General features: G+C 39.5%; 19 protein-coding genes. 13 read left to right on the forward strand and 6 right to left on the reverse strand.

The features are described from left to right. Window positions 1-28 precede the first annotated feature (28 nt). On the forward strand, window positions 29-718 hold the full coding sequence (locus tag CZ367_RS05550) for a sigma-70 family RNA polymerase sigma factor (protein WP_077195963.1): 690 nt from the start codon (window positions 29-31) through the stop codon (window positions 716-718). A 266-nt stretch (window positions 719-984) separates the two neighbouring features. On the opposite strand, the gene rprY is transcribed toward CZ367_RS05550, so the two are convergent. From rprY to CZ367_RS05565, 3 genes are all read right to left on the reverse strand, one after another. Then, window positions 985-1692, reverse strand: coding sequence for a response regulator transcription factor RprY (gene rprY, locus CZ367_RS05555; RefSeq protein ID WP_077195964.1), 708 nt, complete (start codon window positions 1690-1692; stop codon window positions 985-987). Window positions 1693-1740: 48 nt separating this feature from the next. Next, the gene (locus tag CZ367_RS05560) at window positions 1741-3285 is read right to left on the reverse strand and encodes a sensor histidine kinase (protein ID WP_077195965.1); all 1545 of its coding nucleotides are present in this window, start codon (window positions 3283-3285) and stop codon (window positions 1741-1743) included. A gap of 346 nt (window positions 3286-3631) precedes the next feature. Further along, on the reverse strand, window positions 3632-4657 hold the full coding sequence (locus CZ367_RS05565) for an IS110 family RNA-guided transposase (RefSeq protein WP_077195509.1): 1026 nt from the start codon (window positions 4655-4657) through the stop codon (window positions 3632-3634). A 963-nt stretch (window positions 4658-5620) separates the two neighbouring features. On the opposite strand from CZ367_RS05565, the gene CZ367_RS05570 reads away from it, so the two are divergent. From CZ367_RS05570 to CZ367_RS05590, 5 genes are read left to right on the forward strand one after another with little or no spacing between them, the layout of a single operon-like run. Then, a complete protein-coding gene (locus tag CZ367_RS05570; protein WP_077195966.1) occupies window positions 5621-6400 on the forward strand; it encodes a cell division ATP-binding protein FtsE in 780 nt (259 codons plus the stop codon). An 18-nt stretch (window positions 6401-6418) separates the two neighbouring features. Further along, on the forward strand, window positions 6419-7735 hold the full coding sequence (locus CZ367_RS05575; protein ID WP_077195967.1) for an aspartate kinase: 1317 nt from the start codon (window positions 6419-6421) through the stop codon (window positions 7733-7735). 36 nt (window positions 7736-7771) lie between these two features. Then, window positions 7772-8989 carry a glycosyltransferase gene (locus CZ367_RS05580; RefSeq protein ID WP_077195968.1) on the forward strand — a complete coding sequence of 406 codons (1218 nt, stop codon included), beginning with the start codon at window positions 7772-7774 and terminating at the stop codon, window positions 8987-8989. Next, complete coding sequence (locus CZ367_RS05585) at window positions 8990-10156, forward strand: glycosyltransferase (protein WP_077195969.1); 1167 nt, start codon at window positions 8990-8992, stop codon at window positions 10154-10156. 28 nt (window positions 10157-10184) lie between these two features. After that, entirely contained in the window at window positions 10185-12200 is a 2016-nt protein-coding gene (locus tag CZ367_RS05590) for a fructose-1,6-bisphosphatase (protein ID WP_077195970.1), read from the forward strand. Between the two features lie 340 nt (window positions 12201-12540). Here CZ367_RS05590 and CZ367_RS05595 read toward each other — a convergent pair whose 3' ends face one another. Then, entirely contained in the window at window positions 12541-12939 is a 399-nt protein-coding gene (locus tag CZ367_RS05595) for a DUF3127 domain-containing protein (protein WP_077195971.1), read from the reverse strand. 217 nt (window positions 12940-13156) lie between these two features. Here CZ367_RS05595 and dnaN point away from each other — a divergent pair, with 217 nt between their 5' ends. The 6 genes from dnaN (at window position 13157) to CZ367_RS05625 (ending at window position 20684) form a co-directional block, all read left to right on the forward strand. After that, window positions 13157-14281 (forward strand): DNA polymerase III subunit beta, encoded by a 1125-nt coding sequence (gene dnaN / locus CZ367_RS05600; protein ID WP_077195972.1) that lies wholly within the window; start codon window positions 13157-13159, stop codon window positions 14279-14281. A 125-nt stretch (window positions 14282-14406) separates the two neighbouring features. Beyond that, window positions 14407-15261: a 3'-5' exonuclease gene (locus tag CZ367_RS05605; RefSeq protein WP_077195973.1), complete on the forward strand. Its 855-nt coding sequence runs from the start codon at window positions 14407-14409 to the stop codon at window positions 15259-15261. A 4-nt stretch (window positions 15262-15265) separates the two neighbouring features. Continuing rightward, complete coding sequence (coaBC, locus tag CZ367_RS05610; RefSeq protein WP_077195974.1) at window positions 15266-16468, forward strand: bifunctional phosphopantothenoylcysteine decarboxylase/phosphopantothenate--cysteine ligase CoaBC; 1203 nt, start codon at window positions 15266-15268, stop codon at window positions 16466-16468. Beyond that, window positions 16446-17330 carry a type IX secretion system protein PorD gene (porD, locus tag CZ367_RS05615; RefSeq protein WP_077195975.1) on the forward strand — a complete coding sequence of 295 codons (885 nt, stop codon included), beginning with the start codon at window positions 16446-16448 and terminating at the stop codon, window positions 17328-17330. The genes coaBC and porD overlap by 23 nt, the downstream gene beginning before the upstream one ends. A 3-nt stretch (window positions 17331-17333) precedes the next feature. Continuing rightward, a complete protein-coding gene (recN, locus tag CZ367_RS05620; protein WP_077195976.1) occupies window positions 17334-18992 on the forward strand; it encodes a DNA repair protein RecN in 1659 nt (552 codons plus the stop codon). A 27-nt stretch (window positions 18993-19019) separates the two neighbouring features. Continuing rightward, a complete protein-coding gene (locus CZ367_RS05625; RefSeq protein ID WP_077195977.1) occupies window positions 19020-20684 on the forward strand; it encodes a tetratricopeptide repeat protein in 1665 nt (554 codons plus the stop codon). 402 nt (window positions 20685-21086) lie between these two features. On the opposite strand, the gene CZ367_RS05630 is transcribed toward CZ367_RS05625, so the two are convergent. Beyond that, the gene (locus tag CZ367_RS05630; RefSeq protein ID WP_077195978.1) at window positions 21087-23249 is read right to left on the reverse strand and encodes an elongation factor G; all 2163 of its coding nucleotides are present in this window, start codon (window positions 23247-23249) and stop codon (window positions 21087-21089) included. Window positions 23250-23457: 208 nt separating this feature from the next. On the opposite strand from CZ367_RS05630, the gene hemW reads away from it, so the two are divergent. Then, window positions 23458-24648: a radical SAM family heme chaperone HemW gene (gene hemW, locus CZ367_RS05635; RefSeq protein ID WP_077195979.1), complete on the forward strand. Its 1191-nt coding sequence runs from the start codon at window positions 23458-23460 to the stop codon at window positions 24646-24648. Between the two features lie 23 nt (window positions 24649-24671). Here the strand turns inward: hemW and CZ367_RS15350 are convergent, their stop codons facing one another. Next, window positions 24672-24830 (reverse strand): hypothetical protein, encoded by a 159-nt coding sequence (locus CZ367_RS15350; protein ID WP_154669292.1) that lies wholly within the window; start codon window positions 24828-24830, stop codon window positions 24672-24674. Between the last annotated feature and the right edge of the window lie 22 nt (window positions 24831-24852).

Below are 24852 nucleotides of genomic sequence, written 5' to 3' on the forward strand. Positions count from 1 at the left end.
TCATTATTCAACTAAACAAAACGAATATATGGCTGCAAACGAAAAATACATAGAAGAGATTGCTAACGAACGCATCTTAACTGATAAAGAAGAAGCAGAATTAGCTGAAAGAATAAAGATTGGCGATGCAAAAGCCTTAGAACAACTTACTAAAGCCAACCTCAAGTTTGTTGTATCATTAGCTCATCAGTATAAAAATCGTGGTATTGACGAAGACGACCTTATCTCCGAAGGGAATATCGGTATGATGTATGCCGCACAAAAGTTTGATGCAACCAAAGGTACACGCTTTGTTAGCTTTGCAGCAATCTACATTCGCCGTGCAATGGAAGAAGCTATTCGTGAAAACACACAAATATTTAAAGTTCCAACAGGTGAGCGCACAAAATCAACAGACCGTCAATCACGCCCAGTATCCATAGACCAGCCACGCCCAGTAGGCAGCAATAGCAGTTTTACGCTCCAAACCGTAATAGAAAACGAGAATGCTCCACACGCTGACGAAAGCCTTAACAAGCAGATACTTGGTGCTGAAATACTTCGTGGAATGGATATTCTTGATGCTCGTGAACGCAAGATTGTCACTTTAATTTATGGCTTACGTGAAGGCGAAGTACACACTATGGCTGAAATAGCAGAAATGATGGGCATTAAAAGAGAGAGAGTTCGCCAAATAAGAAATAAAGCTATAAGAAAGTTACACAAAAAATTGAAGTAATAAAAATAAATACTTCAGTGTTTAAATAAATAATTTTTCAAAATAGTTTATCGGACTATTATTGTATAAACCTATGCAGATATTAAATCAAAAGAACCGCTATGGAAAAATAAATCTTTTCCATAGCGGTTTTTTATGTTTATCTATTTAGCATTTATAATGGCAATTAAAAGCTACTGCAAATGAGCTATTGCCTATATTAATTTTAAGAGAGAGAGACTGCTAAATTGTATAAACTGAAATTATCAACCTATAATAACTAATTATTAATCTTCTTCAGGTACGATGAGTTTATAACCCTTACCGTGAATATTAATAATTTCGATATTTTCATCCAACTTCAAATGCTTACGGAGCTTAGTGATATAAACGTCCATAGAGCGAGCATTGAAATAGTTATCATCAATCCAAATGGTCTTCAAAGCATAGTCGCGTTGCAAGATTTCATTAGAGTGAGAGCAGAGCAATGCAAGCAGTTCATTCTCCTTAGTTGTAAGTTTTGTAGCTTGATTTGGGTCGTTATCCAATGTAAGCAACTGCTTTTGTGTATCGAATGTAAATCTACCAATTTGATAAAGAGTAGACTCTTTGCTCTTCTTGCCACGTACACGGCGAAGAATAGCCTCAATACGGAATACAAGTTCTTCCATTGAGAATGGCTTTGTAATATAGTCGTCAGCTCCAATTTTGAAACCAGCAAGAATATCCTCTTTCAATTGCTTAGCTGTCAAGAAGATAATTGGAATATCTGCGTTTGTTTGACGAATTTCTTGTGCAAGTGTAAAACCATCTTTCTTTGGCATCATCACGTCCAATACACATATATCAAACTTTTCGTGCAAGAACGCACGATAGCCAGCTTCTCCATCTGGGCAAAGTTCAGCGTGGTATTCCTTTGCCTGTAAATATTCACTCAATAGTGTTCCGAGATTCTCGTCGTCTTCACACAACAAGATTTTGAATTTTTCGTCCATAACTTTATAGTTTTTAAAATTTATTATTTTTGTTCTTATTTCTTTATTCTAATCCTCCAAGATGACGGGTAGAATGATTGTAAACTTTGTACCCTTTCCGTATTCACTATCTACCTTTATTTCGCCATCGTGCAGGTCTATCATTCGCTTTACATATGCCAATCCCAATCCAAATCCCTTAACATCGTGTCGGTTACCCGTATGTACACGATAGAATTTTTCAAAGATTTTCTTCAAGTTTTCTTTCTTTATACCCTGCCCCGTGTCACGTATTGTTAAGTAAAGGTGGTCATTTGTATTCCATGTTTTCAAATATACGTTGAGCGGTTGGTCGGGTTTAGCATATTTTACAGCATTGTCAAGCAAATTGAAGATAACGTTTTGGAAGTGCATTTCGTCTACATACATCTTCGAATCTATTGCTTCTATCTCTGTGTAAACCTTACCCCCCGTGTGCTCTACACGCAGTGTGAACGAATGTGCAATGGTCTCCACCATTTCGTTCAGGTCTACCGATTTCATTTTCAATACTGCTTTCTTCTGTTCGTACATACTCATTTGGAGTACTTTTTCCACCAAGAAGCGCAATCGTTTTGTTTCATCATTCACTACCCCACCTAAATGTTCCAACATTTTTGGCGACTTTGTTACGCTTTTATCATTCAGCATTTGTGCTGCCAACGAGATACTTGCAATAGGTGTTTTCAGTTCGTGTGTCATATTATTGATGAAATCGTTCTTTATTTCCGAGTAGCGTTTCTGTCTGAAGATTACTACTATCGTAAAGATAAATGTCACCAAAAGCACAATTGTGAAGATGATTGACGGAATCATAAATCTCACACTTGAGAAAATATAGGTATTCATTTCAGGGAAATGTACCTTCACCACCCCCATTCTATTAGGAGGGTCGTTGCGGAACAACACTTGCGAGTAGCTGCTTTCCTCTCCATCTTCCACATAGTCAGGACATCTATATACCTCGCGTCCGTCTTGTGTTTGCACCGAGAAATGATAAGGTATATTGATACCATTGTTCATCATTTCCGCTTTCAAGTCTTGGTCGAGCAACTTAAAGTTAATACGCTGTTTCAAAGGCTTTTCAGATGCTGAATATAGAATGTTATATACAACTTCTTCAAGCAATGCTTTTTGATACATATAACGGTTACGTACCATCTCTTCCATTCTGCGTCGAGTAGCCGAAATAGAGTTGCTATCGTTTCTCAATACCAAAGCTTTAGGGGTGAGCGATGGGTTGCTCTGTATCAATTTAGACTCAAAAGAAAGATACGAATCACTCGAACCATTGTCTGTCGGAACTTGATGCGTTACAGCCATTTTCTTTTGCTTTGCTGTATCGTTTTCTGCAGGTTTCAGTTCATTTGCATTTACATCGTGTTCTAAGTATCTCAATGTTTCGTTCAGCTCCATATTGCGTGAAGCCTGATAGAGTGCACGATTTACAGACTCATCAAACTGTTCCTTCTTCATCTCAGCCATTTCCTCAATATAATTGAGTTGCAAAAGAAGCAAGGCTAAAAACGACAGCCCCATTATTACTGCAATTGTCCAAATCGTTTTCTTGTTCATCTTACTTTCTTATCTATAGTAAAGTTGGAATTTCATTGTTTTACTTTTCCAAACTTATAGTCTCTGTTGTTTACGAAAGCAAAGATAGGATAAATTCTTAAATAATTAACAACTAAAAGTTAATAAAATGAGTATCATTTCACTTAGTTAACATATTTTCTTCATATAATTAATATTTATCAACTATAATGCTTTTGCCATCAAAAAAGAATTGTTCTTTGCTGCCACTATATATAAGAGGTGATGCGATTACCTCACTTAGATTTAGTCTTCCTTGCCTATTCTATTCTTGAACCCAAATCGCTTTCTATGTTAAAATCCAAATGTTTTGACCATTATTTTCAATTTATGCTGAGATTTTATAATCAGGGGTGAATGTTTGGCGGTTTCTAACCATTGCAGTGACCAAATGCACAAGTTTGTTCTTGACATTGTTCAATGCAACTTGCTTCTTCTTTCCTCGTTCCACGAGGCGCATATAGTACCTCGCCATAACGGGATTGAATTTGACGGCAGCCAGTGCAGCTTGTGTCAGCATGGCCTTTATCTGGCGGTTCGCCATATAATGTACATGCGGATCAGAATGCACACTGGTGCCAGAGTCTTTTCCGAATGGGGCTAAGCCGTAATAGCAGGCAATCTTGCGCGAGTCGTAGTTGAAACGACGGAAGTTGTCTGTATACACCATCAGACAGACAGCGTTCTGCGTTCCTATGCCAGGCACCGAGGTCACGATTGTGAACACCTCGGTGAGCTCTTCGTCCGACTTAATGAGCTCGGCGATTCGCTTGTCTATCTTCGCAACTTCCTTGTTGAGTTCTGACACGATATGCCTTCCGCTCTGCGAGATCATCGTCTTGATAGGCGATTTCTCCATGGTGAGCTTCTTCTCGCCTCTACGCACCTGAAAGCTGCATCTATGGCGTACCACCATTTGACGATACAGAAACAGCTCTCGTAGTTGTGCAAGTGACTCGCTAAGTGGCTCGTACATAACGGCTTTGTCGTGATTTCTCATAGCGTATTCTGCAATCATCGAGGCGTCGGCGCGGTCAGACTTCAATCGTCTGAGACCTGATGCGTCCTTGATGCTCTTGGCGTTCTCAAGCCACATGTCGTAGCCTTTGCCGTAGAGGAAGTTGCATAGTCCTTTGCTGTAGTCGCCAGTATTTTCACCGCAGAAGAGCCACAGGGAGGGGTCGATGCCGTAGGAATTCTTCTCCACCCACTTGACCAGTTGCTTGTAGCCAGACACTGTTGTCTTGAACTCGTTGAACACTCTTGGGGCCGTTTCTGTCAGACCGTCTGCAAAAATGATAGCCACATCAACTTTTTCTTTCGAAAAATCAACTCCGATAAATAAATTCTTCATATATTTGTACAATTTTATTAAGTAGAATTGGTCGATAGTTGTATGGACTGGAACTCTAAATAGGCTTCGTGTCGATAACTTTCTATCTGGTCTTTGCAACTATGTCGATGAGGTCCGAAACGATTTATAGCTTTTAGCTGGGTCATTAGCTGGTTTACCTCTTCGACAGACCGATTCTACCTTTTTACAACAAAGGTACGAAACTGTCTTTAGCAATCATAGTTTTACCTTGATTATTTAATGTTTATGCGACTGCGTCGCATTCTTCTGCAAACTTAGAGGTCGTTAGCCCGCAAAGGCTTTTTAAAGCGTTTAGATGTTATGCTTTTCTTCGTCTTTGCACCTTATTTTGGCTCTTTTCGTTTGTTTTTTCAGTTGTTTAGCTCGCTAAACGTCTTCAAAAACAACCAAAAATAGCTCAAAATAAGCTCGCAAATCTCGAAGAAGTCTAACGACCGATTTGGGTCAAACATTGGTTATATATCTTCAAAAAAATGCCCACAAAAAACTTTGAACGAATATCCGATCACAGAAAAATAGAACAATGTAGAAAACACCCAAGACTTATCAATAGACAAATATAAACATCTGATTAACAAGCATTTACAAATCCGTTCCAAAACATATATGTTTCACCACCCAATACATATATGTTTTACACTGTCAAAGTTGAACTTTGACAACCCCAAACATCAATGTTTTGCAATCAATAGGTCGATGTTTCATTATGCAAGAGCCAAACAAGGAAGAATAGAACAATAAAAGGTAGCCCTAAGATGTGAAAGTTAGCACTCAATTTGTTCGATAAAAATATCAACAAAAGTTAGTCTCCTCAAAGATTATACCTTTTATATTTAGCCTTAATGAAAAAGTTTTAGTATCTTTGCGAAAAATATACGAGTTGCTGAAAAAGGTTTCACAGCTCTTCAAAACTTGATAACGAAACAAACATATTTAGATAAGATGTTAATAGACTATTGCAAAGTTAATATATTTCAAGACGACAAGCAAATTCTGAAAGATGTAGACTTTCAGGTGGCAGAGGGTGAATTTATTTATATCATCGGTAAGGTGGGTTCGGGTAAGAGTTCGTTGCTCAAGACTTTTTATTGCGAACTTGATGTAGATAAAGAAGATGCACAAAAAGCCGAGATTTTAGGTATGTCTATTGCTGACATTAAGCGCAAACACATTCCTGCTTTGCGTCGCCAAATGGGTATTATCTTTCAGGATTTCCAACTCTTGCACGACCGCACCGTAAAGAAAAATCTTGAGTTTGTGCTAAAGGCTACCAATTGGAAAGACAGCGATGCGATACAAAAACGCATTCGTGAAGTATTAACTGATGTAGATATGCTTGACAAGGTTGATAAAATGCCAAGCGAACTTTCGGGAGGCGAACAGCAACGTATTGCCATAGCGCGTGCATTGCTCAACCAACCTAAGATAATCATAGCCGATGAGCCTACAGGAAACCTCGACCCTGAAACAGCTGCAATGATTGTACGCATATTAAAGAATGCAAGCGAATACGGTGCAGCCGTTATTATGTCAACCCACAATATTCACCTCTTAGAACAATTCCCAGGGAAAGTGTTCCGCTGCAAAGATGGCAATTTCCATCAAGTAACCAACGAGGAAGATACAAGCGACTTAGAAGATGACTCTGCAGAAATAGAAGCTATTGCTCGCCCACTCGACTTTGCAGACGATAGCAACGAAACGGCAACGGCAAACAACTAACATTTTAGAGAAAGACTTATGAAAGTAATGAAATTTGGCGGAACTTCCGTCGGCTCTCCTGAACGAATGAAGGAAGTAGCTTCGCTTGTTACAAAATCAGGCGAACCTACATTTATAGTCCTCTCGGCTATGAGTGGCACAACCAATAGTTTGGTAGAGATTTCAGATTATCTATACAAGAAAAATCAAGAAGGTGCAAACGAAGTTATAAACACCTTAGAACAAAAATATTATGCGCACGTAGACGAGCTCTACACCACCGACGAGTATAAGCAAAAGACCAACAAACTGATAGAAGACGAATTCAACTATCTGCGCTCGTTCACCAAAGATCTCTTTACATCATTTGAAGAGAAAAGCATTGTAGCACAAGGCGAAGTGCTTTCTACCAATATGGTGGTAAACTATCTGCTCGAAAAGGGTATCAAGGCAAAGCTACTGTCTGCACTCGACTTTATGCGCACCGATAAGAATGCAGAACCCGACTTACATTCTATAAAAGAGAAGCTCTCTGTCATAATGAAAGAGAATGGGGCCTATCAGATCTATATTACCCAAGGCTTTATCTGCAAGAATGCTTACGGAGAAGTGGACAATCTACAGCGTGGAGGGTCAGACTACACTGCATCGCTTATAGGTGCAGCCTTAGAAGCCGAAGAAATACAGATTTGGACAGATATAGACGGTATGCACAACAACGACCCACGTATTGTAGATAATACAGAGGCTGTGCGACAACTCAACTTTGAAGAAGCTTCAGAGTTGGCTTACTTTGGTGCAAAAATTCTTCACCCTACTTGCATACAACCTGCAAAATATGCCGATATTCCTGTTCGATTGAAAAATACAATGGAACCAGAGGCAGAAGGCACTATCATCAATAACGTTTTAATACCCAAGAAGATAAAGGCTATTTCGGCAAAAGACAATATTACAACCATAAAAGTGAAGTCGAGCCGTATGTTAGGTTCAACAAGTTTCTTGCGCAAGGTGTTCGAAATATTTGAAAGCTATCAAACCTCTATTGATATGATTTCTACCAGCGAGGTGGGTGTGTCAATGACTATTGAGGATAGCAGCCATTTAGAAGACATTGTTGACGAACTAAAAATGTACGGAATGGTTACTATTGACAAGGAGATGTGCATCGTTTGTGTAGTAGGCGATTTGGATTGGCACAACGTTGGTTTTGAGACCATAGCCACCAATGCCCTTAAAAACATTCCCGTACGTATGATAAGCTATGGAGGAAGCAACTTCAACATATCGTTCTTAATCAAGAGCGAAAACAAGAAGGAGGCTTTGCAATCGCTTTCAGCAGCTCTATTTAAATAAAACGAAAGGGGATAAAAAACTATCAAAGCATAATAGATGTTTGTAATTGATACATACACAATTATCATCGTATCAGTGTTGCTTGTAATGGCACTGCTTACACCTTTTATAAACCCTTTCTTCCGCAAACCAAAACTTTCAGCAGCAACTTATACAGCAGAGGAGGAAACCATTGAGGAAGAAGAAAGCGAAGCCATAAAAGCAGAGGAGGTTGCAGAAAACAAGATAGTGGACGAGAAAAAATGCACACCCATCTCCATTGTTTTCACACCCAATAACGATGCAGAGTCGCTTGCCCGAAACTTAGAAGCTTTCCTCACCCAAGACTACGCCGACTATCAAATTATTGTAGTTGCACCTAAAGGCGACTCGGAAACAGAGGATATACTGAAAAGATTTAGCAGCAATACACGCCTATACACCACCTTTATTCCCGAATCATCAAAATATATGAGTAGGAAAAAGTTGGCAATAACCCTTGGTGTAAAAGCTGCTAAACACAATTGGGTAATGATATGCGACATATTTTGCGCACCGCAATCCAAGGATTGGTTGGCGGCTTTAGCCCAAAACTGCACAGCAGAAAACAATCTCGTAGGCGGATTTACACAATACGATGAATTTGCATCAGACTTTTGGCGTTTTGAGCGTTTCCATACAGATTGCTATCTTATGCGTGAAGTGCAAAAGGGTACAGCCTATCGTTGGAATGGCAACGCCCTACTCTTTCGAAAGGACGAGTTTTTAAACGCCGAAGGCTTCCGTGGCAACTTGAAGTATGTACGTGGCGAGTTCGACTTTATAGTGAACAAATATGCCCGTAAAGGCTCAATGCGCATAGAGAATACACCCGAAGCTACACTGATAGAAGAAACACCAATAAAGAAGCATTGGCTCAACCACCACCTCTTCTATATGGAGAACCGACAACACCTACAACGGAGTTGGGCGCACCGTGCGTGGTTCAACGTAGACCAATGGGCAATGCACCTAAACTACCTAATGATAGTTGGCGCAATAACCTATGGGGTATTGACACAAAATTGGATAATAACCGCAGCTGCAGCCCTATCGCTCGTAATCACACTTGCATTGCGCATAAGTATGGGTAAAAAGGCACTTAATAGCTTCGATATAGATGTGCCAGCGTGGAAAATTATTCCACTTGAGATGCGACTGATTTGGCAAAACCTTAGCTATAAGATACGCTATTGGCGAGCTGACAAATACGATTTTATTTCTCATAAATTGTAAATGACGATATTACATTATACACACAAGTTTGAAAAAGGAGACCTCCTTTCCGACTACCTTAACACGCTGATTTCCAATCAACGGAAAGAAAACGTGGAAGTAAAGGTCGTAAGAGGGCGTGCCGACTTTAAACAGGCGATGTTGGACGCTAAGCCCAATATCGTCCACATTCATACTTGTTGGAACTATAATGCGTTTCTATGTGCCAAAGCAGCTAAAAAACAAGGCTGTGCAGTAGTGTTTTCGCCTCATTGGGGATTGTCTCCACTGATAATGAAGACCGAACAACCATTGCGCAAAAAGCTTCGCACGCTATGTTACCAACGCCAAATGATAACCCTTGTGGATAGCATCATTGTAACTACGCAAGAAGAAAAAGTCACACTAAAAGCCTTAGGGTGGAATAAACGCATTGATGTAGCTCCCGCAAGTATGCTCAATAGCAGTATTTCCAACGAGACGATGGTACGCCAAATGTTGCTCATCTACACCAAAGTGATAGACACGCGCTATCGCATTTATATGAGCGAGAACGAGGTGAAATGTCTTTTCAGTTTGCTTAGTGTAGGTTTACAACAAACCGATGGTAAACGCCCCTTGCTGCCAAGCGAAGCTATATTGCAACTTCGCAAACTTACACCCGTGGAATGGCAGCGTATTCTGTTGTGTGCCGATGATGAGTTTGTACGCGAATATATAGATACAGCTATAGAACGCCTTCAACTTGATGTACCCTATATCAATACGGCAGACATCATTCGCTACAACCCCAAGATGCCTAAAGCAGAAGGCGATATAGAACAAACAAAGTCGTTATCGACCAACTATTTCAGCCGAAGTCGCATAGAGGATGCAGCAAACAAGGAAGACAACTTGATGAAAGGGCTTACGCTAATGATAGCCAACGCCCAACAGCTGATAAAACAACAAAAAATAAGTCTACGCCACCTATCCAATATCTACACCCAAATGAGATATAAGGACTACGACGAAGACAAAATAGAAGAGGTATTGAAACAAATGCGACTGACCAAGTTTGCAAGAAGACTGCTCCACGTATTTGCTCAAAATCTCTACTTAGAAGAAGGCTATATGCCCTTTACGCCATTAAATGACAAAAAGACCAGACTATTCATCAATAAATTGATTAATAAAAATAGGTACTAAATCAAATAATTAGTAACAAATTAAAGCTATGACGAACAGACCTTACGATTTAAAAAAGGACGAACGCTACTTACAATTACTTTCGCAATCGTTCCCAACTATCGCTGAAGCAAGTACAGAAATCATTAACTTGCAAGCTATCTTAAATTTGCCAAAAGGTACAGAACACTTCTTGGCAGATATTCACGGCGAACACGAAGCGTTCCAACACGTGCTGAAAAATGCTTCAGGTAACATTAAAAGAAAGGTAAACGAGCTCTTTGGTGACACACTACGCGAGTCGGAGAAACGTGATCTCTGCACTCTCATCTACTATCCAGAGCAGAAATTGGAATTGGTGAAGCAGCAAGAAAAAGAATTAGAAGACTGGTATCACATTGCTATTCACCAATTGGTGCGTATCTGTCGTGATGTTTCAAGCAAATACACTCGCTCTAAGGTCCGCAAATCGTTGCCTGTAGATTTCCAATACATCATTCAAGAATTGTTGCACGAAAGCAGTTCGAATGATAAAGACAAGACCGACTATGTAAGTGCCATCATCTCTACCATTATTTCAACAGGTAGAGCAGACGACTTTATTATCGCTATTAGCAACGTTATTCAGCGTCTCACCATCGACCATCTACATATTCTTGGCGATATTTACGACCGTGGGCCGGGCGCACACGTCGTAATGGACATTCTAAAGAACTATCACACGTGGGACATCACTTGGGGTAATCACGACATTTTGTGGATGGGCGCTTGTGCAGGAAACAAACCTTGTATTTGTAATGTTATTCGTATTGCGTTGCGTTACGACAATATGGATACCATAGAGGACGGTTATGGAATTAACCTAATGCAGTTGGCAACATTTGCAATGGACGTATATGGCAAAGACCCTTGTAAGGAATTTATGCCAAAGGTTACACAGCCCGATTCAATAGACGACAAGAGTTTGCAGCTCATTGCACGTATGCACAAGGCTATCAGCATTATCCAATTCAAGTTGGAGGCTCAGATGATAAAGAAATATCCTCATTGGAAGATGGAAAATCGCTTGAGCTATGAAATGATAGACTACAAAAAAGGTACAATGAAGATTGGCGGAACAGAGTATAAACTCACCTCGTGCAATTTCCCTACAGTAGACCCTAAAAATCCTGAAGTGCTTACACCTGTAGAAGAGGCATTGATGGAGAAACTCCACCATTCGTTTACAGTAAGCGAAAAACTACGCAAACACATCTTACTGCAACTCCGTCACGGCTGTATGTACCAAGTTTGCAACAACAACTTGCTCTATCACGCTTCTATTCCATTGAACGAAGATGGTACATTGAAGGAAGTAGAAATCTGTCCAGGCAATTTTGCAAAGGGTAAAGACTTGCTGCACAAGGTGGGAATGATAATTCGTTGTGCCTTCCAACCTCAAATAGAGCCCGAAAAGATGAAGGAGAAAGAGTACGCAATAGACTACTTTATGTATCTTTGGTGTGGCCCTAATAGTCCACTGTTCGACAAGGCTATGATGACAACCTTTGAGCGTTACTTTATAAAAGAAAAAGAAACCCATCACGAAGAAAAAGGCTTCTACTTTAAGTTCCGTGACAAGGAAGAAACTGCAGATATGATTTTGAATGAGTTTGGATTAAGTTCTACCAATGGACACATCATTAATGGGCACGTGCCTGTACACGTAAACAAGGGAGAAAGTCCAATTAAGGGAGGTGGAAAACTGATGGTGATAGATGGTGGTTTCTCGCAAGCTTATCACAAGGAGACAGGTATTGCAGGTTACACCCTTGTATATCACTCACGTGGTTTTGAACTCGTACAACACGAGCCTTTTGCATCGCAAGAAGACGCTATAAAACGTGGTATTGACATTATGGGCACTACAAAGATTGTAGAGCTAAACCAACGCCGACTGAAGGTGGCAGATATGGATAAGGGTACTGAACTGAAACTTCAAATAGAAGCTTTAGAAGAGTTGCTTTATGCTTATCGTCACGGCTTTTTAACAGAACGTGAAAAGCAAAATCCTCCAAAGATGTAAACAAATTAAACCCAAATCGGTCGTTAGAATGAGAATGTATTTTTTGAGCTTATTTTGTGATTTATTTTGCATATATCAAAGGAGCATAGCGGGCTATGTAACTGCAGATATAAGCAAAATAAAGCCAAAATAAGGCAAAAAGACATCTCATAAGTTTCGGTAAATAGATAGACAAGCCCTAAACTGTTCTAATGACCGATTTGGGTTAAAGTAAAAATAAAAAAGTGTAACTTAGCACATTAAGTTGCACTTTTTTCTATTTCTAAATTATACAGATAAAAAAGAGGTGCGCCAATTGCTTGATACACCTCTAAAGTTATGTTCTACTTTTCCTATTCTTTTAGAATGGTAAATCGTCAGCAGCTTCCTCTGTTGCAGGAGGGAATGGGGCTTGACTGCCTGCGCTTGGAGTAGCAGGAGCAGGCTGTGGAGCAGCAGTTGGAATAGGACTACCCGCTGCAGCTGCAGCAGCGTCAACACGCTGAATATTCCACGCACGAACATTATTAAACCAACGACCATTGTATTCGTGGGCATCAATATCGAAGCTTACCAAAATTTCTTCACCAGCCTTAATAGCAAACTGGTCGATACGATCAGCACCAAAGATATTGAATACCATCTTCTTTGGATATTGGTCGTGGGTTTCGATTACATACTCCTGTGATTTCCACGGACCACGAGCCGATGTACCTTCACGTGGTTCTAACACTGCAATAACTCTTCCTTGTAAATCCATATTACGTTTATATAACTATAATTTATATATTGTTTTTCTAATACTTTTGCGAAATTACTAAAATAGTTCTAAAAACAAAAACTTTTACTCTTAATTTTTGTTTTTCACACGGCTTTTTTGTATTTTTGTACGTCAATGAGTAGAACTTGTATAAGATACGTCTTAACACGCAAGTTTTCATAAAAATGAATAATAACTAAAATAAAATAGGATACTAATGAGATTTACAATTTCAAGCACTGCTTTGAGCAGTAGATTACTATCGCTTTCACGCGTAATTAACAGCAAGAACTCTCTGCAAATATTGGATTGCTTCCTTTTTGAGATTAAAAATGGACAGCTTGTTGTAACTGCATCGGATAGCGAAAACGTGATGCAAACTACGCTCAACCTTGATAATGCTGAAGGCGAAGGCGCATTTGCTGTGAACAATCATAACATCCTTGATGCTGTAAAGGAATTGCCTGAACAACCATTAACGATGGATGTAAACTTAGATGAACACAAGATTTATGTCTCATACCAAAACGGTTCGTTCAATTTTCCTATTGTAAATGCTGAAGAATATCCTAAGACACAGCCTGTTAGCGACAATGCCACAACCATTACAATAGCATCAGACATATTGGCTGAAAGTATTTCACGTTCGATTTTTGCGACTGCACAAGATGAGCTTCGTCCAGTAATGAATGGTATCTATTTCGACCTCACAACCGACCACTTGGCTATTGTTGCTACCGACGGACATAAGCTGGTGAGAAATCGCAATTATGCTATCAAGAGCGAAGTTCCTTCAGCATTTATTCTTCCTAAGAAGCCTGCAACATTGTTGAAAGGTGCATTAGCAAAGGATGGTAGCGATGTGGTAATTCGTTTCGATAATCGTTCGACTGAAATTTCATTCGCTGAAGGCAACATCGTTTGCCGCTTGATTGAAGGTAAATTCCCTAACTATAACAGTGTAATTCCTGAAAACAATCCAAACCAAATTACAATCGATAGAAAGTCGCTCATCGGTTCTATACGCCGTGTATTACCTTTTGCAAGCGACTCTTCACAACTCATTCGTTTCCGTGTAGACAATGGATTGTTGGAACTCAATGCAGAAGATTTAGACTTCTCTACAAGCGCCAAAGAAAGTACTATCTGTGGCTACGAAGGCAACCCTATGAGCATTGGTTTCAAGGGCTCAAGTATGTTGGAGATATTAAATAATCTTCAGAGCGATGAGGTAAACATTCAGTTGGCAGACCCATCACGTGCTGGTATCATCATACCAATGGAGCAGCCTGAAAATGAGCAAATATTGATGCTTATTATGCCAATGCTTTTGAACGATTAAGCCAATATTATTTTATTTAAATATGGTAGAGACGATGCGTGCATCGTCTCTACTTTGTAAAATAATCAATGTATCACAGAGGTACAAAAATATAAATATCTGACTTTTTAATACGCTTAGGATAAATGCAATTAAATCTTACAAAACCTCTCGTAATCTTCGATCTTGAAACAACAGGGCTTGACCTTGTGAAAGACCGTATCATACAAATTTCATATATAAAAGTGAATACGGACGGTAAAGAAGAAAGAGGCAATTTTTTTATAGACCCTGAAAAGGAAATTCCACAGGAAGTAGAAGAGCTTACAGGCATTACCAACGATGATGTGGCAAATGCACCTACTTTCAAAGAAAAAGCAAAGGAATTAGCAGAGATATTTACTGGTTGCGACTTTGCAGGCTTCAATTCTAATCGTTTTGATGTGCCTATGTTAGCAGAAGAATTTTTACGTGCAGGTGTAGACTTTGATTTTGCCAAAAGCAAACTCATTGATGCACAGAATATTTTCCACAAAATGGAAAAACGTAATCTTGCTGCTGCATACGAGTTTTATTGTGGACGAAAAATGGAAGATGATTTCACAGCACACAAGGCAGATGAAGACACAGAAGCAACGTGGAGAGTCCTGCAAGGACAAATAGCAATGTACTCGGAAGATAATCAAAACGACCCTGAAAGAGTACTGAAAAATGATATTGCCGAATTAGCAGAGTTTTCGAAAATGAACGACTTTGTAGATTTTGCAGGTCGTATCATTTGGAAAAATCTTACAGACAAGGAAGGCAATGTGCTCTTAGATGAGGATAATAAGCCTCGCCGTCACGAGGTGTTCAACTTTGGTAAATATAAAGGGTGGGATGTGGCAGAAGTATTGCGCAAAGACCCAGGCTTCTATAGTTGGATACTCTCTAACGACTTTACATACAATACAAAACAAGTGCTTACACGTATTCGTCTACGCGAATTTAATAACCGATAATAATATGCTCAAAGGAAAGAAAATCGTTCTTGGCATTACAGGCTCTATTGCTGCATATAAAAGTTGCTTTATCATTCGTCAACTTATTAAGCACGGAGCTGAAGTTCAGGTGGTAATAACCCCTGCTGGTAAGGAATTTATCACGCCTATTACACTCTCTGCACTAACGCACAAGCCTGTAATAAGCGATTTCTTTTCACAACGTGACGGCACGTGGCACTCACACGTTGACCTCGGACTTTGGGCAGATGCTATGCTTATTGCGCCTTGTACAGCTGCAAGTTTGGGAAAGATGTGTCACGGCATAGCCGATAATATGCTTATCACAACTTACTTGTCGATGAAAGCACCTGTATTTATTGCACCTGCAATGGACTTAGATATGTACAAGCACGCTTCTACACAAGAAAATCTTGAAACCCTAAAGAAGAGGGGAAATCATATCATAGAGCCTACAAGCGGGTTCTTAGCAAGTGGTCTTGATGGTAAAGGGCGTATGGAAGAGCCTGAAAACATTGTGGCTGCATTAGAACAGTTCTTCGGCGAAAATACATCAAAAAGAAACGACTTAGAAGGTAAAAAAGTATTAATAACTGCTGGTCCTACATACGAAAAGATAGACCCTGTACGTTTTATAGGCAACTATTCGTCAGGCAAGATGGGGTTTGCATTGGCAGAAGAATGTTATAAAAGAGGTGCTGAGGTAACATTAGTTGCAGGTCCTGTACACTTAAATTGCTCTGAAGGCATCAAACGTATTAATGTAGAAAGTTGCCAACAGATGTACGATGCCGCTACAACAGCCTTTCCATCTACCGATGCAACAATACTTTGCGCTGCAGTGGCTGATTTTAAACCACAAGAATATTCAGACACAAAGATTAAAAGAGGAAAAGACAACCTCGTTATTGACTTGCAGCCAACGCAAGATATTGCAGCTACATTGGGCAAAACAAAACAGCCAAATCAAAGAATAGTAGCCTTTGCATTGGAAACAAATGATGAAGAAAGCAATGCAAAACATAAATTAGAAAAAAAGAATGCCGATTTTATTGTACTCAATTCTACAAGAGTGCAAGGAACGACATTCCAATCTGACGACAATCAGATTAGTATTATTTCAAAGAAAGGAAAGAAGGATTATGAGAAGAAAAACAAATGCGAAGTGGCTCGTGACATTATTGATGAGCTGGCTGCTATTCTTTAGCAATGAATGTATTGCGCAAGAATTGCAAGCAAAAATAAAAATTAATCATAATCAAATTCAAGGCACAGATAATTCCGTCTTTGAAAATCTTGAACAGACTTTACAACAGTTTGTTAATGAGAAGCAATGGACTAACTTGAAGTTCCAAAAGAATGAACGCATTGTTTGTAATTTTAATATTACAGTAAAGCAATACGACCCAAGCAATAACGCATTTACGTGTACAGCATTGATACAGGCTAATCGACCTGTATATAACGCTGCTTATACCACCACATTATACAATAATCAGGACAACGACTTCAACTTCATGTTCGCACAGTTCGACCAATTGGAGTTTAACGAAGAAAATATTGATAATCAACTCACAGCTCTCTTTGGTTATTATGCCTATCTCATCATTGGCTTAGACTTAGATTCATTTGCTCCAATGGGAGGAGAAGACATTCTGCAACGTTGTATGAACCTTACCAACAGTGCGCAAAACCTTAACTTCACAGGTTGGAAAGCATTTGAAAACTCTAAGAATAGATTTGCCATCATCAATGATTACTTAGACGGAGCTATGAAGCCTTTTCGCCAATTGCAATATGATTATTATCGCACAGGGTTGGACGAGATGGCAAATAGTCCTGAACGAGGTAGAACTAACATTACAACAGCCTTGGAAACCCATCTAAAGAAGGCACACCAAGACAAGCCATTGAGTATGCTGCCACAAATCTGGACAGACTATAAAAAAGACGAACTGGCTAATATATATTATAAGAAAGGTACACAAAAAGAAAAAGAAACCGTGTACGACATTCTTTTTAATATCAATGCAAGTCAAAATAACTCGTGGGATAAAATCAAACAATAACCTATGCTAAAGCATCTTTATATCAAGAACTTCACACTGATTGATAAGTTAGACATCGATTTTCACAAAGGCTTTTCGGTAATTAGCGGTGAAACAGGTGCAGGTAAGAGTATCATTCTTGGTGCTATCGGCTTGCTATTGGGCAACAGAGCTGATAGCAAACAGATAAAACAAGGCGAAAAGAAATGCATAATCGAAGCCAAGTTCAACCTTGCAAAGTATGATTTTGAGAACTTTTTTACTGAAAATAATATTGATTTTGATGCCGAAGAAACCATACTTCGCCGTGAGATAAGCGATAATGGCAAATCGAGAGCATTTATCAACGACACGCCTGTATCGCTCACACAGATGCGAACTTTAGGCGAACAATTAGTGGATATACACTCGCAGCATCAAAACTTATTGCTTCAAAAAGAAGATTTTCAGCTCAATGTAATTGATATTATTGCTCAAAACAGCAAAGAGTTATCCGCTTATAGAAAGGCTTACAATACTTATAAAAACACAGAGAAAAAGCTTGAAACACGCAAGAAGCAAATCGCAGAGAATATTCAGAATGAAGAGTTTATGCGTTTTCAGTTTGATGAGTTGTCAAATGCTAATCTTCAAGAAAACCAACAAGAAGAATTAGAGGCAGAAAGCAAAACTTTATCACACGCAGAGGATATAAAGTCTTCATTGTTTGACGCTGATAATGCCCTGAATGATGAAGATGCAGGAGTGGTTAGACGACTCAAAATAGCTTCAGAAACATTGTCAAACATCGCCCCACTCTATCCTAAAGCAGCTGAAGTAAGCGAAAGACTAAACTCTGCCTATATAGAAATAAAAGATATAGCAGAAGAAGTAAGTGCTGCAACAGCAGATATAGAATTTGATCCTAACCGCTTAGACCGCATCAACGAGCAATTAGACAAAATATATCATTTAGAACAAAAGTTCCACATAACAAGTATCACTGAATTATTAGATATTCAAGAGCAGTTGAAAAAGCAACTTCAAAGCATTGACAATAGCGATGAGGAGGTAAAAGAACTTGAAGCAGAATTGGCTAAACACTTGGAAGAATGTAAAAAACAAGCAGATATACTTACGAAGACACGTACAAAATCTGCAAAGAAAATCCAAGAAGAAATACACCAACGCTTAGTTCCGATGGGTATTCCCAATGTTCAATTTGATGTACAATTCATTGAAAAGCCTTTTGCGATAGACGGTAATAATAAGGTACAATTCCTTTTCTCAGCAAATAAGAATAGCCCTGTACAACCTATTGCACAAGTGGCATCAGGCGGTGAAATAGCTCGCGTAATGCTTTCGCTCAAGGCTATGATAAGCTGTACTGTAAAATTGCCAACCATCATTTTTGACGAAATAGACACAGGTGTAAGCGGAAAAATTGCAGAACAGATGGCTCGCATTATGCAAGAAATGGGAGAAAACAATCGACAAGTCATTTCCATTACCCACCTCCCACAGATTGCAGCTTTGGGAACATCGCATTACAAGGTTGAAAAACGTGATACCGAAAGCGGCACAACAAGCCAGTTGCGTGAGCTTACGCAAAACGAACGCATTACCGAAATTGCACAAATGCTCTCAGGCTCAGATATATCAGATGCAGCTTTGCAAAACGCTCGTGAACTTTTAAAGGTTTAATTATCAAAGACATAACAAGCAACAAAGATGAAAAAGACTATCCAAATCATATTTACACTTGCCTTATTCTTAAATGCAACTGCAATTTTTGCACAGTCGGCAGCAGTTAAAAAGGCAGTCAATGCTACCTTTACATTGACAACTTTCAAAGCCGATGGCAGTATTCTTGCAACTTCCAATGGAGCATTCATCAGCAACAATGGCGTAGGAGTAACCACTTGGAAACCATTTGTTGGAGCTGACCGTGCCGTAATCATTGACAATAAGGGGCAAAAATACGAAGTAGAAGCTATCTTAGGTGCAAACGAGATATACGACATTGCAAAGTTAAAAATCAACACTGCAACATCTTCACTTCCTTTTGCAACTACCATAACCCCCGATTCGCCTTCGTGGATTATAACACCTGCAAAAACAAATGCACCTATTCAGGCTACTACAAGCAAGGTAGAAAAATTTATGAACCAATACAATTATTGCGTTCTGTCGTCTTCGGCTACCGAGAAACAAGTAGGAGCAGCCGTTGTAAATAATAAAGGGCAACTCATTGGTATCTACAACATTGCAGGAACACTGCAAAGTAGCACCGACGCGGCTTATAGCAAGGAGTTTAAGCTTACAGGACTTTCACAAAACGACCTTACACTTCGACAAACAAATATTCGTATAGGATTGCCCGACAACATAGACGAGGCATTAATTGCACTGATGCTATCAAACGATAAGACCGAAAAGATACATCAAGGAACGATAAACGAGTTTATAACAAAGTTCCCAAAAGATAACAATGGATACAACGCCCTTGCCAATGCTTACATTGCAAAAGGCGATTTAGCCGCAGCCGACAAGACCTTAAAAGAGGCTATCAGTAAGGTAGATAAGAAAGATATGGCATACTACAATTATGCGCGCACAATCTACTTATCAAGTCTTAATCCTTCTTTAAACGACAAGGCAAAAGCCTTAGACTGGTCATTAGACAAGGCGATGAGTATAGCAGAACAGGCATATAATACAAAGCCTGAAAACATTTACAAGCACCTCCAAGCTCAGATTGTTTATTCAAAGGGTGAATACCAAAAGGCTTACGACAGCTTTGAGGCACTGACCAAAACCGATATGAAGAACCCTGAACTATATCTTGAAATGGCTCAAAGTCTTCAACAGCTTAACCGCAGTGATGAAGAAATATTAGAAAAACTTAACCAAAGTATTGCCTTGTGCGACACACCATACGTGCAAACTTCCGCTCCTTACTTCCTTGCCCGTGCGCAACAGCTTGACAAGATGGGGCAATACCGCAAGGCAATGCAAGATTACTATACTTACGAATACTTTAATCTTGGACGCTTAGATGCAAACTTTTATTATATGCGTGAACAATGCGAAGTAAAAGGAAAACTATGGCAACAAGCACTACAAGACATCCTTATTGCCTCACGCCTTGCCCCTAATGAGCCAATGTATTGTGCCGAAGCAGGTAGTCTATTGTTAAGAGTAAACAAGTTTGATGAAGCTATGACCGCTGCAACTCAAGCTATTATCTTAAAACCTGACTATGCTGAAGCCTACCTCATCTTAGGTATAGCACAATGTCAAAGCAATCGAAAAACAGAGGGGATAAAGAGTATAACCAAAGCAAAAGAACTTGGCAATACCCAAGCCGACTCTTTTCTTGAGAAATTCAAGTAAATCACAAACAATAGTTCAGCAGTCGAACAAATATCTGAAAACACAGAAAGAAGTCTCCTTATTCAAATCATTTTTTGAATAAGGAGACTTTTTCTTTCATATAAACAAATTACAACTATCTCTTTAATACATATAACTCATTAGAATGCAATGCCTTTTATAACCATTTAACCCAAATTGGTCATTAGCCCGCAAAGGCTTTTTAAAGCGTTCAGATGTTATGTTTTTCTCCGTCGTTGCAGCTGATTTGGGCTTAATAACCACCAGAAAATGTAAACAAAAAACGAAGATGCAACACCTTTGTTACATCTTCGTTGAATTTTGCTTTCTTTCCGTATGTACCTTTGTAAAGATTGCCTAAGAGAGCGGAAATAATACTCCCTATAGGCAATCATCAATACCCTATTCTTCCTCCTCCTTAGCTTCAGCCTCGTGGTCAGCAATAAGCTGTTGTTGAAGGTCGTTAGGTACGAGTTCGTAGCTTGCAAACTTAGTTGTGAAGCTTGCACGTCCACCTGTTAGTGAGCTAAGTGCAATGCTATAATTAGAAAGTTCCTTCAATGGAATCTTAGCTTGCAATTTTTGATAACCAGCTTCAGAGTCCATACCCATAATCATTGCACGGCGACCCTGCAAATCGCTCATTACATCGCCAAGGTAATCATCAGGGACATAAACTTCCAAGTCGTAAATAGGTTCCAAAATCTTAGGACCAGCCTGCTTAAAGGCATCTGCAAAAGCGTGACGGGCAGCAAGTGTGAACGAAAGTTCATTAGAGTCTACAGGGTGCATCTTACCATCGTAAACGATAACACGCACATCACGTGCATAACTTCCTGTTAATGGTCCACGCTCCATACAATCCATCACACCTTTCAAGATTGCAGGCATAAAGCGAGTATCGATAGCACCACCTACTACAGAATTGATAAAGACGAGTTTACCACCCCAAGGCATATCTTTCTCTTCTTTGCCCTTGATGTTCATCTTAAACTCCTGACCATTAAACTTATAGGTTGTAGGATCGGGCATTCCCTCTGCGTATGGCTCAATGATGAGATGTACTTCACCAAACTGACCAGCACCTCCACTCTGCTTCTTATGACGATATTCAGCCTTTGCTTGCTTTGTAATGGTTTCACGATAAGGTATGCGAGCTTCCTTATAGTTGGTCTGAAGTTTTTCGTTGTTTTCCAATCTCCATTTCAAAGTGCGTAGGTGGAATTCTCCCTGTCCGTGGACAATAGTCTGGCGGAGTTCCTTACTCTGCTCTACTACCCACGTTGGGTCTTCTTGGCGCATCTTCAATAAAGCCGCCATCAACTTTTCTGTCTCACCAGAGTTTACTGCCTCTATAGCACGTGTATATTTTGAGTTAGGATATTTTATGAAATCGAAGTGCTGCTCTACACCCTTTCCATTCAACGTATTACCTGTTTTTACATCCTTTAGTTTCACAGTACAACCTATATCGCCTGCGTTCAATTGGTCTACAGGAATGCGATTAGCTCCTGCACAAGCAAAGAGTTGTCCGATACGTTCCTTCGAACCACGATCAGCATTGGTAAGGTCGTCGCCCACCTTCACACTACCGCTCATTACTTTGAAATAGCTCACTTCGCCAATGTGAGGCTCAACAGCCGTCTTAAAGAAATAAACAGATTGTGGGCCATTTGCATCAGGCTGTACTTCTTCGCCACGTGTATTGTGCACCTTATCCATTTCGTCAACGAAAGGAACTACATTACCCAAAAACTCCATCAAGCGACGCACACCCATATCCTTACCTGCACAAACACAGAATACAGGGAAAATATTACGAGCCACAAGCCCCTTGCGAATACCTTCACGCATCTCGTCTTCAGAGAGTGTCTCCGACTCGAAGAACTTCTCCATCAATGTTTCATCGTTTTCGGCTGCTGCTTCCACCAAAATCTTGTGCAATTCCATTGCTTTATCCATTTCTTCAGCAGGAATATCCTCAATGGTTGGCACACCACCTTCAGGTTTCCACGTATATTTCTTCATCAACAAAACGTCAATCAAGCTGTTAAATTCAGGACCTGTTGCAATAGGATATTGTATCTGAACACATTTAGAGCCGTATATTTCCTTCATACTGCTCATAAGGTTATCAAAGTCGCACTTTTCAGAGTCTAATTGATTGACCAAGAAGATTACAGGTTTCTTCAATTTTTGAGTGTATCTAAAATTGTTTTGCGTACCTACTTCAGGGCCATACTGTCCATTGATGAGCAACACAGCTTGGTCTGTCACGTTCAAAGCCGTAATAGCACCACCCACAAAGTCATCACTTCCCGGGCAATCAATGATATTTAATTTCTTATTATTCCACTCCACATGAAAAATAGTAGAGAATACTGAGTAGCCGTATTCGTGTTCTACTGGGAAATAGTCACTAACGGTATTTTTAGCTTCTACGCTTCCGCGACGCTTGATAATACCAGCTTCAAATAACATACTTTCGGCAAGAGTAGTCTTGCCACTACCCGCACTGCCAACAAGGGCAATGTTCTTAATTTCGTTTGTTTGATATACTCTCATACCACGATAGATTTAAGTTGTTAGTATTCAATGTTTCTATTTCATGGCGATAAGGCTTAGCTTACCACTTCTTGACGTCTAAGTTAGTTATTTTTATACAAATCGCCAAAAGAAAATGGAAGAAAAAACAATTATTTTAAAAGAAATTAGTACTTTTGTGTTAGATTTATACAATATTACACGATACACATTATATATATAAGAGCAAATGTCAGGAATTTACATGCATATACCTTTCTGTGAAAGTAGATGCATTTATTGCGGTTTTTATTCCACTTTGACGCCCAAAAGGGGGAATGAAAAAGCGAATAAAAGCATTATTGACCGCTACACAGATGCTATCTGCAAAGAGTTAGAACTGCAAAAAGGATATTTATTCAACAATAGCACGCCGCGAAAAGAGAATATTAATACCATTTATTTTGGAGGAGGTACGCCTTCTCAATTATCGATAGAACATATCAAGCAGGTATTCTGTCAGATTTCAACCACCTATGCTGACCATATCACCACAATGGACAAAATGGAAATATCGTTTGAATGTAACCCTGACGACATCACTGAAGCGTTCGTAAACCATCTAAAGTCGCTCCCCATTAATCGCATATCTATGGGGGCGCAAACTTTCGATAACGAACGGCTAAAGTTTTTAAGACGGAGACACAAGGCCGAGGATATAAAAACAGCAGTAGAACGACTCAGAAGCGTGGGTATCAACAATATATCTATAGACCTTATGTTTGGCTTTCCTAACGAAACCATCGAAGAATGGAGAAAGGATATAGATCGAGTTTTGGAACTAAACGTTGAGCATATTTCAGCTTATAGTCTGATGTATGAGGAGGGAACTCCGCTCTATCGGCTATTAGAAGAAGACAAGGTGGCAGATATGGACGAAGAAACCTACAGGGCTATGTACAACGAACTTATTGATAAGCTAACAGCAGCGGGATACGAACAATACGAAATAAGCAATTTTGCACGATTAGACCATCATACGAAGTCGCCTTATCGCTCACGCCACAACAGTGCTTATTGGCAAAACAAGCCTTACTTGGGCATTGGTGCATCGGCACACAGCTACAATCTGAAAACAAGGCAATGGAACGTTTCTAATCTGACGAAATACATTGAAGGAATAGAAAACGGAACGCCCAACTTTGAAACTGAAGAAATAGATGCACGGACACACTATAACGACCTCATAACAACGGCATTAAGAACCTGTGAGGGCATCAATATTGAAAGGTTGTCCTCACACTATAAAATGCATATAATGAGTTGTGCAGCATCTTTTATTGCCAAAAGACAACTTGCTTTAGATGGCAATTATCTTAGGTTTACACGTGAGGGAATATATATTAGCGATAGCATTATGAGCGATTTAATGGATATATAAAAATAAATCGGTCAAATCTTTATTTATAACAACAACCGATTTAACCCAACTCGGTCGTCAGACCAGTCAGACCAGTCGGACAAGTCAGACCAGTCGGACCAGTCAGACTTGTCCGACTGGTCTGACTGGTCTGACGACCGAGTTGGGTTTAAGATAAAAAGAAGTTCTACATAAATAGACAACCATCTATTTATGTAGAACTTT

Origin of the sequence: Prevotella ihumii (assembly GCF_900155655.1) — a bacterium.
GTDB lineage: Bacteria > Bacteroidota > Bacteroidia > Bacteroidales > Bacteroidaceae > Prevotella > Prevotella ihumii.